The 14,906-nt window shown below is 72.3% G+C and carries 14 protein-coding genes and 1 pseudogene; 2 read left to right on the forward strand and 13 right to left on the reverse strand.

The genetic code is table 11. From position 1 onward, the window contains the following. Positions 1 to 33: 33 nt before the first annotated feature. Positions 34 to 1,119 (reverse strand): prephenate dehydrogenase, encoded by a 1,086-nt coding sequence (locus ABZ937_RS23885; RefSeq protein ID WP_361695009.1) that lies wholly within the window; start codon positions 1,117 to 1,119, stop codon positions 34 to 36. Continuing rightward, positions 1,116 to 1,478, reverse strand: a complete 363-nt coding sequence (aroH, locus tag ABZ937_RS23890; RefSeq protein ID WP_361695011.1) for a chorismate mutase — start codon at positions 1,476 to 1,478, stop codon at positions 1,116 to 1,118. The genes ABZ937_RS23885 and aroH overlap by 4 nt, the downstream gene beginning before the upstream one ends. Positions 1,479 to 1,635: 157 nt before the next feature. On the opposite strand from aroH, the gene ABZ937_RS23895 reads away from it, so the two are divergent. Both ABZ937_RS23895 and ABZ937_RS23900 read left to right on the forward strand, forming a co-directional pair. Next, positions 1,636 to 2,097: a Rieske (2Fe-2S) protein gene (locus tag ABZ937_RS23895; RefSeq protein ID WP_361695013.1), complete on the forward strand. Its 462-nt coding sequence runs from the start codon at positions 1,636 to 1,638 to the stop codon at positions 2,095 to 2,097. A 22-nt stretch (positions 2,098 to 2,119) separates the two neighbouring features. Further along, positions 2,120 to 2,863, forward strand: coding sequence for a nucleotidyltransferase domain-containing protein (locus ABZ937_RS23900; protein WP_361695015.1), 744 nt, complete (start codon positions 2,120 to 2,122; stop codon positions 2,861 to 2,863). On the opposite strand, the gene ABZ937_RS23905 is transcribed toward ABZ937_RS23900, so the two are convergent. The 11 genes and pseudogenes from ABZ937_RS23905 to ABZ937_RS23955 form a co-directional block, all read right to left on the reverse strand. Then, entirely contained in the window at positions 2,789 to 3,538 is a 750-nt protein-coding gene (locus ABZ937_RS23905; protein WP_361695017.1) for a nucleotidyltransferase domain-containing protein, read from the reverse strand. The genes ABZ937_RS23900 and ABZ937_RS23905 overlap by 75 nt on opposite strands. Positions 3,539 to 3,542: 4 nt before the next feature. Next, positions 3,543 to 4,550, reverse strand: a complete 1,008-nt coding sequence (locus ABZ937_RS23910) for an ADP-ribosylglycohydrolase family protein (RefSeq protein ID WP_361695019.1) — start codon at positions 4,548 to 4,550, stop codon at positions 3,543 to 3,545. Between the two features lie 64 nt (positions 4,551 to 4,614). Further along, positions 4,615 to 5,685 (reverse strand): pseudouridine synthase, encoded by a 1,071-nt coding sequence (locus tag ABZ937_RS23915; protein WP_361695021.1) that lies wholly within the window; start codon positions 5,683 to 5,685, stop codon positions 4,615 to 4,617. Positions 5,686 to 5,697: 12 nt separating this feature from the next. After that, a complete protein-coding gene (scpB, locus tag ABZ937_RS23920; protein ID WP_361695023.1) occupies positions 5,698 to 6,321 on the reverse strand; it encodes an SMC-Scp complex subunit ScpB in 624 nt (207 codons plus the stop codon). Beyond that, complete coding sequence (locus ABZ937_RS23925; RefSeq protein ID WP_361695025.1) at positions 6,318 to 7,304, reverse strand: segregation/condensation protein A; 987 nt, start codon at positions 7,302 to 7,304, stop codon at positions 6,318 to 6,320. Before ABZ937_RS23925 ends, scpB begins: the two co-directional genes overlap by 4 nt. 1,032 nt (positions 7,305 to 8,336) lie before the next feature. Then, positions 8,337 to 8,891 (reverse strand): hypothetical protein, encoded by a 555-nt coding sequence (locus tag ABZ937_RS23930; protein ID WP_361695027.1) that lies wholly within the window; start codon positions 8,889 to 8,891, stop codon positions 8,337 to 8,339. Then, a complete protein-coding gene (locus tag ABZ937_RS23935; protein ID WP_361695029.1) occupies positions 8,876 to 10,009 on the reverse strand; it encodes a ParA family protein in 1,134 nt (377 codons plus the stop codon). The genes ABZ937_RS23930 and ABZ937_RS23935 overlap by 16 nt, the downstream gene beginning before the upstream one ends. 414 nt (positions 10,010 to 10,423) lie before the next feature. Beyond that, positions 10,424 to 11,548 (reverse strand): alanine dehydrogenase, encoded by a 1,125-nt coding sequence (gene ald, locus ABZ937_RS23940; RefSeq protein WP_361695031.1) that lies wholly within the window; start codon positions 11,546 to 11,548, stop codon positions 10,424 to 10,426. Between the two features lie 137 nt (positions 11,549 to 11,685). After that, complete coding sequence (locus ABZ937_RS23945) at positions 11,686 to 13,770, reverse strand: tetratricopeptide repeat protein (RefSeq protein ID WP_361695033.1); 2,085 nt, start codon at positions 13,768 to 13,770, stop codon at positions 11,686 to 11,688. Between the two features lie 165 nt (positions 13,771 to 13,935). Next, positions 13,936 to 14,562, reverse strand: a complete 627-nt coding sequence (locus ABZ937_RS23950) for an NUDIX hydrolase (protein WP_361695035.1) — start codon at positions 14,560 to 14,562, stop codon at positions 13,936 to 13,938. Positions 14,563 to 14,663: 101 nt separating this feature from the next. Beyond that, a pseudogene (locus ABZ937_RS23955) lies at positions 14,664 to 14,906 on the reverse strand (CTP synthase); the annotation flags it as partial.

The following is a 14,906-nucleotide window of genomic DNA, read 5'->3' on the forward strand; positions in this document are numbered from 1 at the left end:
TTACTGGCTCGCGGGAGCCGCCCTCGCCGGGCGTTACCGGCGCAGCGCCCAGCCCCGCTCGCGCAGCGCCTCCTTCAGGGCCGCCGCCGCCTTCGGCTCGACCATGAGCTGCACCAGGCCGGCCTGCTGCCCGGTGGCGTGCTCGATCCGGACGTCCTCGATGTTGACCCCGGCCCGGTCCGCGTCCGCGAAGATGCGGGCCAGCTGGCCGGGCTGGTCGTCGATGAGGACGACGACGGTCTCGTACACGCGCGGGGCGCTGCCGTGCTTGCCGGGTACCCGCACCTGGCCGGCGTTCCCGCGGCGCAGCACGTCCTCGATGCCGGCGCCGCCCTCGTTCCGCTCGGTCTCGTCGGAGGACTGCAGGGCGCGCAGCGCCCGGACCGTCTCGTCCAGGTCGGCGGAGACGTCGGCGAGCAGGTCGGCGACCGGGCCCGGGTTCGCGGACAGGATGTCGATCCACATGCGCGGGTCGGAGGCGGCGATCCGGGTCACGTCCCGGATGCCCTGCCCGCACAGCCGTACGGCGGACTCCTCGGCGTGCTCCAGGCGGGCGGCGACCAGGCTGGACACCAGGTGGGGCATGTGGGAGACGAGGGCGACCGCGCGGTCGTGGGCGTCGGCGTCCATGACGACCGGGACGGCGCGGCAGTGCGAGACCAGCTCCAGGGCGAGGTTCAGCACCTCGGTGTCGGTGTCCCGGGTCGGGGTGAGCACCCAGGGGCGGCCCTCGAAGAGGTCGCCGGTGGCGGCCAGCGGGCCGGACTTCTCCCGGCCGGACATGGGGTGCGTGCCGATGTACGCGGACAGGTCCAGGCCGAGCGACTCCAGCTCGCGGCGGGGGCCGCCCTTGACGCTGGCGACGTCCAGGTAGCCGCGTGCCACACCGCGGCGCATCGCGTCGCCGACCACCCGGGCCACATGGGCGGGCGGGGCGGCGACGATCGCCAGGTCGACCGGGCCGTCGGGGGTCCGGTCGCTGCCGGCGCCCAGCGCGGCGGCCGTGCGGGCCTGCTCGGGGTCGTGGTCGGCGAGGTGCACGGTGACCCCGCGCTGGGCGAGGGCCAGGGCCGCGGAGGTGCCGATCAGGCCGGTTCCGATGACGAGTGCGGTTCTCACTGGGCGATGTCCTTGCGCAGGGCCGCGGCGGCGCCGAGGTAGACGTGGCTGATGTCGGCGCGGGGCCGGTCCGACTCGATGTGCGCGAGGATCCGTACGACCCGGGGCATGGCGCCCTCGACGGCCAGTTCCTGGGCGCAGATGAGGGGGACGTCCACGATGCCGAGCTTCCGGGCGGCGGCGGCCGGGAAATCGCTGTGCAGGTCGGGGGTGGCCGTGAACCAGATGCTGATCAGGTCGTCGGCGGTCAGCCCGTTCCGCTCCAGGACGGCGGTGAGCAGGGCACCGACCTGCTCCTCCATGTGACCGGCCTCGTCCCGCTCCAGTTGGACGGCCCCCCGGACCGCTCGTACCGCCACGGCGCTGCTCCTCGCTGACATGCGTGTGTTCTTGGTCCGTCCAGCGTAGTCAGCCCGCGCGGGACGGGCGCGCGCCGCTCGCTCGCTGAGACGATGCGAAAGTTCCGGTATCAGCCGATTCACGGCATTCATTGAGCTGTCTGTACGGAGGCGTGACATGACTCAGCCCGCGACACGGCGCACGGTTCTCGCCACGGGCGCCGGTGCGTTCGCCCTGGGGTGCGTGGGGTGCGGCGGAAAGGACGGCGGCGGCTCCACGCCGTCGGTGCCCACCGCGTCCGAGCCCTCTGCCGGGCGGGAGTCGCCCCCGGCCGGCAAGGCGACGTCCGCCGGGAAGGCGCTGGCCTCGACCGGCGACATCCCGGAGGGCGGCGGCAAGGTCTTCGCGCGGGAGAAGGTCGTGGTGACCCAGCCGGAGAAGGGTCACTTCAAGGCGTTCTCGGCGATCTGCACGCACCAGGGGTGCACGGTGAACAAGGTGGCGGACGGCACCATCGACTGCCCCTGTCACGGCAGCAGGTTCCACATCGCCGACGGCTCGGTGGCGCACGGCCCCGCGACCAGGCCGCTGGCGGAGCGGTCGATCTCGGTGGAGGGAAATTCGATCCGCCTGGGCTGAGGGCGCCGCGTACGCTCCGGGGATGCAGCCGCAGGACCTGGTACGCGACCACACGATCTACGCCTGTGTCATGGGCTCCCGCGCCTTCGGCCTGGCGACGGACGCCAGCGACACCGACCGGCGCGGGGTGTTCCTCGCGCCCACCGCGCTGTTCTGGCGGTTCGAGAAGCCGCCGACACACGTGGAGGGGCCGGGCGAGGAGCGGTTCTCCTGGGAACTGGAACGGTTCTGCGAGCTGGCGCTGCGCGGCAACCCGAACATCCTGGAGTGCCTGCACTCCCCGCTGGTGGAGCACGTGGACGACACCGGCCGCGAGCTGCTGTCCCTGCGCGGCGCGTTCCTGTCCCGGCATGCCTACGACACCTTCACGCGCTACGCACTCGGCCAGCGCAAGAAGCTCGACGCCGACGTCCGCACGACGGGCGCCCCGCGCTGGAAGCACGCGATGCATCTGCTGCGCCTGCTGATGAGCGCCCGGGACCTGCTGCGCACCGGCGAGCTGGTGATCGACGTCGGCGAGCAGCGCGAACCCCTGCTGGCGGTGAAGCGCGGCGAGCTGCCGTGGGCCGAGGCCGAGGCGTGGATGGTCCGGCTGGCGGCCGAGGCCGAGGAGGCGCTGCGGGGCAGCCCGCTGCCGCCGGAGCCGGACCGCGCGCGCGTGGCCGGCTTCCTGCACCGGGTGCGCCGGGCCTCAGCCCTCCAGGCGGAGCCGGATCACCAGGTCGTGCAGGACGTCGTGGGCGCCGGCCGCGTCGGGCAGGGCTGAGCGGGCCTGCGCCTCGTCGAGCACGGTGTGCAGCCGCTCCACGTCGGCCTCCACGCGCGCGTGGTCGACGTCGGCCCTGCCGTGCTCCCGTTCCCGCTTGGCGGCTATCAGCTCGGGCAGATAGCCGGGCCCGCCGACCTGGTCCAGGAGCGTGGGCAGATGGGCCTGGACCTCGCCGCTGCGCATGAGGTGGATGCCGGTGAGCAGCACCCGGAACGTGTAGAGCAGCGGCTTGAGTTCGCCGGTCTTCTCGAACAGCCGCCACTGGGTCACCGCGAACCCGCGGTAGTGGTGGGCGTGGTGGCTGGTGAGGACGTCGGGGGCCAGGGCGGCCAGCTCCCGGTGGGCGTCCGTGGTGTGCACGACCAGGGGCGAGAGCAGCTGCTCCAGCACATAGCCGTTGCGGCGGAGCATCATCCGTACGAACTTGCGCAGGTCGTGGGTGACGAGGTCCAGCTCGACGCCGTACCGGACCCAGGCCAGCGAGCGGGTCTCCTCCGGCTCGCGCAGTCCGACGAGATCGGCCGCGGGGAGCAGATGGACACCCCGCAGGTCCACGTCGGAGTCCTGCGAGGGGAAACCGTACAGATGGGCCCCGGAGACGGTGGCGAACAACAGAGGGTCGGGCTGTTCCGCCACCACCGGGGCCAGGTCGATGTCGAGGTCGTCGATCATGGACCTAAGCGTCCCAGAGCGCCCCCATGGCCAACAGGTCGCCCCGGTGCTCGATCCGCCCGGTCCAGTCGGCCGGCCAGGCGTCCGCGCCCAGCCAGGCGCCCGCGAAGGCGCCGGTGAGGCAGGCGATGGAGTCGGAGTCGCCGGCGGTGCAGGCGGCCCGGCGCAGGGCGGTGACGGGCTCGTCCGGGAAGAGCAGGAAGCACAGCAGCCCGGTGGCGAGGGCCTCCTCGGCGATCCAGCCCTCGCCGGTGGCCAGGCACGGGTCGGTCTCCGGGGAGACGGTCCGTACGGCCTCCTGGAGCCGGCCGAGGATCGCCAGGCACTCGTCCCAGCCGCGCGCGATGAAGTGCTCGGGCCCGGGGTCCTGGGAACGGGTCCACAGGTCGCCGAGCCAGGTGTGGTCGTAGCGGGTGCGGTTATCCAGCGCGTAGGAGCGCAGCTGCCCGACGAGTCCGGCGGGGTCGGTGCCCTGGGCGAGCAGGTGGACGGCGCGGGCGGTGAGGTCGGAGGCGGCCAGCGCGGTGGGGTGGCCGTGGGTGAGCGCGGACTGCAACTGGGCGGCGCCGGCGCGCTGTTCGTCGCTGAGGCCGGGGACGAGTCCGATCGGGGCCACCCGCATGTTGGCGCCGCAGCCCTTGGAGCCGACCTGGCTGGCGTCCTGCCAGAGCCGCCCCTCCGCCTTGAGCAGCTCGCAGGCCGTCAGGCAGGTGTTGCCCGGGGCGCGGTTGTTCTCCGGCGACCGGTACCAGTCCACGAACTCCTCGCGCAGGGGCCGCTCCAGCCGCTTCGGCGCGAGGTGGCCGCGGTCCATGGCCGTCCTGAGCGCGCGCCCGACGGCGAGGGTCATCTGGGTGTCGTCGGAGACGAGGGCGCGCTTCGGCAGCTCCAGTCCGCGCCAGGGCCCGAACATCGACTCGATCAACGGCACGGTCTTGAACTCGGTCGGGTAGCCGAGGGCGTCCCCGAGGGCGAGGCCGAGAAGCGATCCGGTCGCCGACTGCTTGGGCATATGCACCATCCCCCTTTATCGTCATCATGACAATAAAGGGGGATGGTGATCACAGCAAGGCGTTTTAGAGGTCGACTTCCTTCATCAGCATGCCGACCTCCGTGTTCGACAGGCGGCGCAGCCAGCCCGACTTCTGGTCGCCCAGGGTGATCGGGCCGAAGGAGGTGCGCACCAGCTTCTCGACCGGGAAGCCGGCCTCGGCGAGCATGCGGCGCACGATGTGCTTGCGGCCCTCGTGCAGGGTCACCTCGACCAGGTAGTTCTTGCCGGTCTGCTCGACCACCCGGAAGTGGTCCGCGCGCGCGTAGCCGTCCTCCAGCTGGATGCCGTCCTTCAGCCGCTTGCCGAGGTCGCGCGGGATCGGTCCGACGATGGCGGCGAGGTAGGTCTTCTTCACGCCGTACTTCGGGTGGGTCAGCCGGTGCGCCAGCTCGCCGTGGTTGGTGAGCAGGATGACGCCCTCGGTCTCGGTGTCCAGCCGGCCGACGTGGAAGAGCCGGGTCTCCCGGTTGGTGACGTAGTCCCCGAGGCACTGGCGCCCCTCGGGGTCCTCCATCGTCGACACGACACCGGCGGGCTTGTTGAGCGAGAAGAACTGGTACGACTGCGTGGCGACGGTCAGACCGTCGACCTTGACCTCGTCCTTCTCCGGGTCGACGCGGCGGCCCTGCTCCAGGACGATCTCGCCGTTGATCTCGACGCGGGCCTGCTCGATCAGCTCCTCGCAGGCACGCCGGGAGCCGTAGCCCGCGCGCGCGAGGACCTTCTGCAGCCGCTCGCCCTCCTGCTCGGCGCCGGGGAAGGTCTTGGGCAGCTTGATGTCCTTCTTGCCCGCGTACCGCTCCCGGTTGCGCTCCTCGACCCGCGCCTCGTACTCACGCGAGCGCGCGGGGGCCGTACGGCCGCGCCCGCCGCCCTGCTGGGACTGCTTGGGTCCGCCCTTGGCGCCGCCGCGGGCCGCGCCGCCGCGCCCGGACTTGGGGCCGTCCGTGGTGGCGCCGGGACCCACGTCGTAGCGGCGCTCCTCGGGGCGGGGCTTGCGGGGACGGCCCTGCCCCTGCCGCTCGTCCCGGTTGTTGCCGGCGCCGCGGTAGTTACCCCGCCCGCCACTCTTTCCGCTGCCGCTGCTTCGCATCAAAGTTCCGTCTTAGTCGTCTGCGTCCTGACCGCCGGGCGCGTCGGGCGCGTCCGGGTCGAACGACGGTACGCCCTCCTGGGTCTCGGCCTCGATCGCCTCCGCCTCCGGGAGGAAGGGCGCGAGTTCCGGAAGCTCGTCCAGGCCGCGCAGGCCCATCCGCTCCAGGAAGTAGTTCGTCGTCCTGTACAGGATCGCACCTGTTTCGGGTTCCGCGCCCGCCTCCTCGACCAGACCGCGCTGCAGGAGGGTGCGCATCACACCGTCGCAGTTCACTCCGCGCACGGCGGAGACGCGGCTGCGGCTGACCGGCTGGCGGTAGGCGACGACCGCGAGGGTCTCCAGCGCGGCCTGGGTGAGCCGGGCGGTCTGGCCGTCGAGGACGAGCCGCTCGACGGCGGGCGCGTACCGGGCGCGCGTGTAGAAGCGCCAGCCGCCGGCCACGAACCGCAGCTCGAAGCCGCGGCCCTGCACGGCGTACTCGTCGGCCAGCTCGCGCAGGGCGTCCGCGATCTGTCGCTTGGGCCGCTCCAGGATCTTCGCCAGGTGCTCCTCGGTCGCGGGCTCGTCCACGACCATGAGCATCGCCTCCAGGGCGGGCTTGAGGTCGAGCTCGGCGACGGTCTCCTCGCTCATGCCTTGTTCTCCTCCTCGGGCTGCTCGGTCGGCCGGTCGAACTCGTCGGTGACCATCGGCGCCGCGTCCGTGTCCCCGCCGGTCCAGCGCACGGTCAGCTCCCCGAGCGCGGCTTCCTGCTCCAGGGCGACGGCCTTCTCCCGGTACAGCTCCAGCAGCGCGAGGAAGCGGGCCACGACGGTGAGGGTGTCGTCGGTGTCCTCGACCAGCGCCCGGAAGCTGACCTCGCCGAGTTCCTTCAGGCGCGCGACGACGATCCCGGCCTGCTCCTGCACGCTCACGAGCGGCGCGTGGATGTGATCGACGTAGACCTGCGGCTTGGGCCTGGGCTGCATCGCCTTGACCGCGAGCTTCGCGAACCCCTCGGGGCCGATGCTGATGACGACCTCGGGCAGCAGCTCGGCGTGCTCGGGTTCGAGGCCGACGGTACGGGGGTGGCGCCGGGCCTCGTCGTCGAGCCGCTCGTTGAAGATGTCGGCGATCTGTTTGTACGCGCGGTACTGGAGCAGCCGGGCGAACAGCAGGTCCCGGGCCTCCAGCAGCGCCAGGTCGGCCTCGTCCTCCACCTCGGCGGCGGGCAGCAGCCGGGCGGCCTTGAGGTCGAGCAGCGTGGCGGCCACGACGAGGAACTCGGTCGTCTGGTCCAGGTCCCAGTCCGGCCCCATGGCCCGGATGTGCGCCATGAACTCGTCGGTGACCTTGGAGAGGGCGACCTCGGTGACGTCCAGCTTGTGCTTGGAGATCAACTGGAGAAGCAGATCGAAGGGCCCCTCGAAGTTGGCAAGCCGAACCTTGAAGACACCATCGGGGACGGCTTCGGGTTCGACGGACTTCGGTCCGGCGGGCTCGGGTCCGGCATGCCTCGGTACGGCGGGCCCGGGTCCGACAGGCGCCGACTCGGCAGACCCGGAACCCGCGGCCTCCCGCTCAGCGGGCTCGGCCTCGGCGGACACCAACTCGCCAGTCCCGGACCCCGCAGGCATCCGCCCGACGGGCTCCCAATCAGCGGGCTCGAACTCGGCAGGCGCGGGCTCGACGGGCGCGGACTCGGCAGGCTCGAATCCCGCAGGCCCGGAACCCGCAGGCTCCGACCCCACGGACTCTCGCTCAGCGGGCCCGGGCGCAGCAGGCTCGAATCCGGCGGGCCCGGGTCCGACAGGCACCGACTCGGCACACCCGGAACCCGCAGCCTCCCGCTCAGCGGGCTCGGCCTCGGCGGACGCCAACTCGCCAGGCTCGAATCCGACAGGCTTCGGCCCAGCAGCCTCGAATCCAGCAGGCCCAGAACCCGCAGGCATCCGCCCGACGGACTCCCACTCAGCGGGCTCGAACTCGGCAGGCTCGGGCTCGACGGGCGCGGACTCGGCAGGCTCGAATCCCGCAGGCCCGGAACCCGCAGGCTCCGACCCGACGGACTCTCGCTCAGCGGGCCCGGGCGCAGCAGGCTCGAATCCGGCGGGCCCGGGTCCGACAGGCACCGACTCGGCAGACCTGGAACCCGCAGCCTCCCGCTCAGCGGGCTCGGCCTCGGCGGACGCCAACTCGCCAGGCTCGAATCCGACAGGCTTCGGCCCGGCAGCCTCGGATCCAGCAGGCCCGGAACCCGCAGGCTCCGACCCGACGGGCTCCCACTCAGCGGGCCCGGGCGCAGCAGGGTCCCACCCGGCGAGCGCAGGCTCCGGCTCGGGTTCGGCCGCTCTGGGGGACTCGTGCGGGTCGCCGGCGTTGTGGGCGGTCGTTCCGCCGGGGCGAGCGGGTGGGCGCAGCGGACCACCGGGCTCGGCCACAGGCTCGGCCTCCGCCACGGACTCGCTCGGCCGCTCGGCCTCCGTCACGGGCTTGCTCGTCGGCTCGGCCTCGACCACAGGCTCGCTCGTAGGCCCGGCCTCCGCCGCGGACCCGCTCGGCCGCTCAGCCGGCGGCACCCCCGGTCCCCGCCCCAGCGCACGCCGGCGGGCGGCCGGTGCGCCGGGGGCTGGGGCTTCGTTCGGGGTCATAGCCCCCGCAGGCTACCGCTACCGCCCGCGCAGCCGTCGTACGAGGATGCTCGCGTCCCCGCGGGACTCCAGGTCGGCCAGGACCACGGCCACCGCCTCGCGGACGATCCGCCCGCGGTCCACCGCGAGCCCGTGCTCGCCGCGGAGCACGAGGCGTGCGTGCTCCAGGTCCATCAGCTCCTCGGCCGAGACGTACACGGTGATCTTCTCGTCGTGCCGCTCGCGCCCGCTGGGCCGCCGGGCCGCCGCCCGCCCGCGCTTGCGCGGCTGCGCGGCGGCAGAAGAACCTTCCTGCGCCGCCGTCTGCCGGCGCGCCGGGCGGGTGTGGGACTCGCCGGCCTCGGCCTGCTCGGCCTCCGCCGCCACGTGCTCCGCGCCCTCTCCGTCGCCGCCCTGGACGGGCACCGACTGCGGTGCGTCCTCGGCGGCGGCCGTCTCGTCGCTCTCCCCCGCGGGAGCCGGCACCCGGGCCTCACCGCCCGCCGCGCGCCGCGGAGTCGACGGCTGGAGCGCCATCCCCCCTGTCGTACGGAAGAGTTCGTCGGCCCCGGGCAGACTCACTCGGCGTGACACCGGGCGAGCACCTCCCTGGCGAGCTGGCGGTAGGCGGCGGCACCGACGGAGTTGGAGGCGTACGTGGTGATCGGCTCACCGGCGACCGTGGTCTCCGGGAAGCGGACCGTGCGGCCGATGACCGTGTGGTAGACGTGGTCGTCGAACGCCTCGACCACACGGGCCAGCACCTCGCGGCTGTGGACCGTGCGCGAGTCGTACATCGTGGCGAGGATGCCGTCCAGTTCCAGCTCGGGGTTGAGCCGCTCCTGGACCTTCTCGATGGTCTCGGTGAGCAACGCGACACCGCGGAGGGCGAAGAACTCGCACTCCAGGGGGACGATCACCTTGTGGGCGGCGGTCAGCGCGTTGACCGTGAGCAGGCCGAGCGAGGGCTGACAGTCGATCACGATGTAGTCGTAGTCGGGCAGCAGCGGCTTCAGCGCCCGCTGGAGCGTCGACTCGCGCGCGACCTCGGAGACCAGCTGGACCTCGGCGGCCGACAGGTCGATGTTGGAGGGCAGCAGGTCCATGTTGGGGACCGCCGTCTTCAGCAGGACCTCGTCCGCGGACATGCCCCGCTCCATGAGCAGGTTGTAGACCGTCAGGTCGAGTTCCATCGGGTTGACGCCGAGACCCACCGACAGCGCGCCCTGCGGGTCGAAGTCCACGAGCAGTACGCGCCGGCCGTACTCCGCGAGCGCGGCACCCAGGTTGATGGTCGACGTCGTCTTGCCGACGCCGCCCTTCTGGTTGCACATCGCGATGATCTTCGCGGGGCCGTGGTCGGTCAGCGGACCCGGGATCGGGAAGTACGGCAGCGGGCGTCCGGTCGGGCCGATGCGCTCACGGCGCTGGCGGGCCGCGTCGGGCGCGAGCGTGGCCGCGTACTCGGGATCGGGCTCGTACTCGGCGTCGGGGTCGTAGAAGTGCCCCTCGGGCAGTTCGTCGTAGTCGGCGAAGTGGTTGTGGGGCGCGCCACTTCCGTCGCCGGCCATGGCGTTCACGTGATGGCCATCCATGCTCTGGTGTGCTGTCCGGGCGGTCTGCGGAACCGGACTCTGGTGGGCTGCGAAGGTGCGCACAGCTACGGAGCCGACAGCCTCGAATCCCGCGGGGCCCTGGCCCCGTGCGGGCATTCCTGGTTGACCACCCCCGGGAGAAAATGTCGACTCATTCACAAGTCGTCTTACCTCCTTGGTGACCAGGAAACTTCTAGACAAGGTCAGCGTGGCACCATGCCGACGGTTGGCGACTCTATGGCGTGTCGGCGGTCCGCAGCAACACAATCCGCCGGACCCGGCAGGATGTGTCGGCAATGAAACATCTCGCTGTCAAGGGCGTACGGCCGTCGCACAGCAGGTTTCACCGGTGTGCGAATCGGTCGAAGGGTTACGTTCGAGGCGAGTTGACCGAGAGTCGCAAAGTGACCATACACACATCCGGCCGGACCTTGTCGGGCAAGGTCCGGCCGGGTACGCAGGGTTGACGAGACGTGTTGACGAATCGCCTTTTGCCTGGTGGTGACTTAGCGACTCACCTGGTCGAGGGGGTCAGCCGAGCAGGGTCTCCAGCTCGACGTGGTCCAGGCCGTGGGCCTCGGCGACCTCCTTGTAAACAACCTTGCCGTCATGCGTGTTGAGACCCTTGGCGAGCGCGGGGTCGCGGCGCAGCGCCTCCACCCAGCCGTTGTTGGCCAGCGAGACGATGTACGGCAGCGTCGCGTTGGTGAGGGCGTTGGTGGAGGTGTTGGGCACCGCGCCCGGCATGTTGGCGACGCAGTAGAAGACCGAGTTGTGGACCCGGAAGGTCGGCTCGGCGTGCGTGGTGGGACGGGAGTCCTCGAAGCAGCCTCCCTGGTCGATCGCGATGTCGACAAGGACACTTCCCGGCTTCATGCGGGACACCAGCTCGTTGGTGACCAGCTTCGGGGCCTTGGCGCCCGGGATGAGGACCGCGCCGATGACGAGGTCGGCGTCGAGGACGGCCTTCTCCAGCTCGTAGGCGTTGGACATGATCGCCTTGACCTTCGTACCGAAGATCTTGTCGGCCTCGCGCAGCTTGTTGATGTCGCGGTCGAGCAGGGTGACCTCGAAGCCCATGCCGACGGCGACCTGGGTGGCGTTCCAGCCGGAGACACCGCCGCCGATGACGACGGCCTTGGCCGGGGTCACGCCGGGGACACCGCCGGGCAGCACGCCACGGCCGCCGGCCGGACGCATCAGGTGGTAGGCGCCGACCTGCGGGGCCAGCCGGCCCGCGACCTCGGACATCGGGGCGAGCAGCGGCAGGGCGCGGTTCGGCAGCTCGACGGTCTCGTAGGCGATGGCCGTGGTGCCGGACTCGATGAGCGCGTCCGTGCACTCCTTGGAGGCGGCCAGGTGCAGGTACGTGAAGAGGATCTGGTCCTTGCGGAGACGGTGGTACTCCTCCGCGATGGGCTCCTTGACCTTCAGCAGCAGGTCGGCGGCGGCCCACACCTCGTCGGCGGTGTCGAGCAGGGCGGCACCGGCGGCGACGTACTCCTCGTCCGTGATCGAGGAGCCGAGGCCGGCACCCCGCTCGATGACGACCTGGTGACCGTTGCGCACCAGCTCGTGCACACCGGCGGGGGTGATGGCCACCCGGAACTCGTTGTTCTTGACCTCGCGGGGGATGCCGACCTTCACGTCGATCACGGTCCTTGGCTCAGAGGGTATGGGGGTGCATTACAGACGTACCCAGACATGCCTAGGCATACCGGGAGACACCGCAGGAGAACGTGCGGCAGAGCCAGTCTAATGAAGGTGTTCCGGCTGTCTAGCCTTTCATTGCATCAATCTTCATCGGATGCGCTGCGGATTTCGCAGGCGTTAGCGTCCTGTTCCAGCCTTGCGTCGCCCTCAGGGTGCTCCTCACCCAGCATGCGCTCCGCCGCGGCGCGATGCAGGTGGGCCGCCGCCGGGTCGCCGAGGCGGTCCAGGGTGTCGGCGAGCCGCAGCTGCAGCGCGGCCTGCAGCCGGGAGTCCTCGGCGCGCCGCGCCCACTCCACGGCCTCCTGGCAGGTGCGCAGCGACTCCGCGGGCCGCCCCGCGTACTCCTGCACCCGGGCGATCTCGCTCAACGCCCGTGCGCTCGCGGCGACATCGCCGCTCCTGCGGTAGCCCGCGAGGGCGGCCCGCCAGTTCCTGAGGGCCTCGCCGTAGCGTCCGGCGTAGGTGTGGGCGGTCGCGCTGCGGCCGTACAACCGGGCGGCCTCCGGGCCCTCTCCGCGGGCCAGCCGCTCGGCCAGGGCCCGGCCGAACCAGTCGGCGGCCCGGTCGTAGTCGCCCAGCTCCTGGTAGGCGCCGCCTACGGATTCCATCGCGCGGCCGGTGGCGTACGGGTCGTTCGCCTCACGTCCGGCGTCCAGGGCGGCCCGGTAACGGGCCAGCGCCTCCCGGGTGCGGCCGGTCTGCGCGTCCAGATCGCCCAGGTTCAGCAGGGCCGCGGCCTTCTCCCGGGGCAGCCCGCGCCGCTCGGCGACGTCCAGGACGAGGCCGTGCACGCGGTACAGGTCGGGGGCGGCGGCCTGCGTGCCGACATGCGCCGCGAGGGCCCTGACCAGCTGGGACATCAGCCGGCGGGCGAGGGTGTCCAGCTCGCCGTCGGCCACCGCGAGCCGCACGGACGCCAGCAGGGCGGGCCGCCGGATGCGCAGCCAGTCGGCGGCGGCCCGCGGGTTCGGGAAGCGCAGCGCGCGGGGCATGCCGCTCAGCTTCTCCCGGGCCTGCGGGCTGTCCGTCTCGGTGATCGCCCGGCAGGACTGGAGCAGCCGGACCGTCCGCTCCAGCATCCGGGCCCGGGCCAGCTGCAGCTCGGCCGGCCGCTCCTGGCTCTCGGCCAGGGCGCGCAGCAGCGGGTGCAGACAGCCGGGGACCTCGTACTGGGGCAGCGGGGAGTCCACCGCTCGCAGCAGGCCGACCGCGACGAGGTCGTCCAGGGCGGCGCGGGCGGCGTCGACGGAGCAGCCGGCCAGGCCCGAGGCGGTGTGCGGGTCGGCCAGACCGGCCGGGGCGAGACTGAGCAGCCGCAGTATCCGGGCGGCCGGGCCGGGCAGCTGGTCGTACACGAGCCGGAAGACCCGGGACAGCGGGGTGGTGTCCGTGCCGTCCCCGCTGTCCGCGCCGCCCTCGGCGTACGCGTGCAGCCGCTTGGCGAGGTCGGAGACGGCGGCCTTGGGACGGGCCGCGAGCCAGCCGCCGGCCAGCACCAGCGCGGTCGGGTGGCCCTGGCACGCCTCGACCAGGCTCTCCGCGGAGCGCGGGTCGACGGTGATGCGGACCGAGCCGGTGTAGCCGGTGAGCAGCTCCACCGCGGACTTGGTGTCGAGGCCGCCCAGCGTGCAGGGGCGGACGTCGGCGATGCCGGTGAGCGGGCCGCCGGAGACGGCCACGACCAGGCAGTCCGGGGCCTCGGGGAGTAGCGCGTCGACCTGGTCGGCGCCGGCCGCGTCGTCCAGCAGGAGCAGCATCCGCCGGTCGGCGAGGGCGGCGCGCAGGGCGGCGGTGAGGTCGTCCTCGGCGGCTCCGGCGGGGGCGGGCAGCTCCAGCGCGGCGAGCAGGTCGCGGGCGGCCTGCTCGACGGGCACCGGGGTGCCGCCGGGCTCGCTGAGCCGGGCCCGCAGCACCCCGTCGGGGTAACGGTCGGCGACCTGCCGGACGAGTTCCTCGGCGAGCCGGGTCCGGCCGGAGCCGGGGCGGCCCGCGATGAGGAGCACGCGCGCGCGGGGTGCCTTGCGGCCGGAGAGGGTGTCCAGGCCCGCGCGCTCGATGTCGGCGCGCAGCTCCTTCAACTCGCGGGTACGGCCCAGGAAACGGCGCTCCGTGGCCGGGTGCGGGGGCAGCTCCGCACCGTCTGGGTCCACCGCCTGATCCGTCACGGGCCACACTCCCGTCCCACCGCACGCGCAAGCCCGCCGGTGTCTTCCGGTACGGGCGCTGAAGAGCCTAGTTCACGCTCTGCGACGACCCCGGAGGACCACGGCGGGCGCATCGCCCGATCGGATCAGGCGATGGTCACACCAGTACGCCCGGACGGGTGCGGCTCAGGACTCGAAGGGGCGCGCGGGCCACGGCGCGTCGGCCGGGCGCAGCGCGTCCAGACCGTCCCCGCCCCGGGCCGCCACCAGGGAGAGGACCCCGACGACCAGGCAGTTGTTGTGGACGTCTCCGGCCAGGACCCGGCGCACCAGCTCGTCGACCGGCACGCGCGCGTGCTCCATGTCGGTCTCCTCGTGCTCCGCCTCGAAGCGCTCCCCCTCGGCCTCGGACAGATCCCGGGCGAGGAAGATCCGTACGGCCTCGTCGCAGCCGCCGGGGGTGGTGTACACGTCGGTCAGCACCCGCCAGTCCTCGGCCTTGACGTGCGCCTCCTCGTACAGCTCGCGCTGGGCGGCGTGCAGCGGGTTCTCGCCGGGCACGTCGAGCAGTCCGGCCGGGATCTCCCACAGCTTGTGCCGCACCGGGTGCCGGTATTGGTTGATCAGCAGGACCCGGTCCTCCTCGTCCAGGGCGAGGACGGCCACGGATCCGGGGTGGACCTGGTAGTCACGGCGGACCACCGAGCCGTCGGGCATGACCACGTCGTCCGTGCGGACGGAGGTCTTGTTGCCCACGAAGGGGGTCTCGGTCGCCCGGATCTCCCACTCCTCCGGGGTGTCCTTGATCGTCATGCCCTGTCCTCCCACACGCTTTCACAAGAGACCGGCGAAAAAAGAAGCCGGGGTGCTCACCTTTGAAGGTATGCACCCCGGCCACCGTAACAACTGGTGTGTTACTTGGAATTCTTCCGCTCGACCGAGGCCTTCACCAGGCCGGCGAAGAGCGGGTTGGCGCGGGTCGGCCGCGAGCGCAGCTCGGGGTGCGCCTGGGTGGCGACCAGGTACGGGTGGACGTCACGCGGGTACTCCACGTACTCCACCAGCTTGCCGTCGGGGGAGGTGCCGGAGAAGACGATGCCGGCCTTCTTCTCCAGCTCGGCGCGGTAGGCGTTGTTGACCTCGTAGCGGTGCCGGTG

Origin of the sequence: Streptomyces sp. NPDC046727 (genome assembly GCF_040645635.1) — a bacterium.
Taxonomy (GTDB): domain Bacteria; phylum Actinomycetota; class Actinomycetes; order Streptomycetales; family Streptomycetaceae; genus Streptomyces.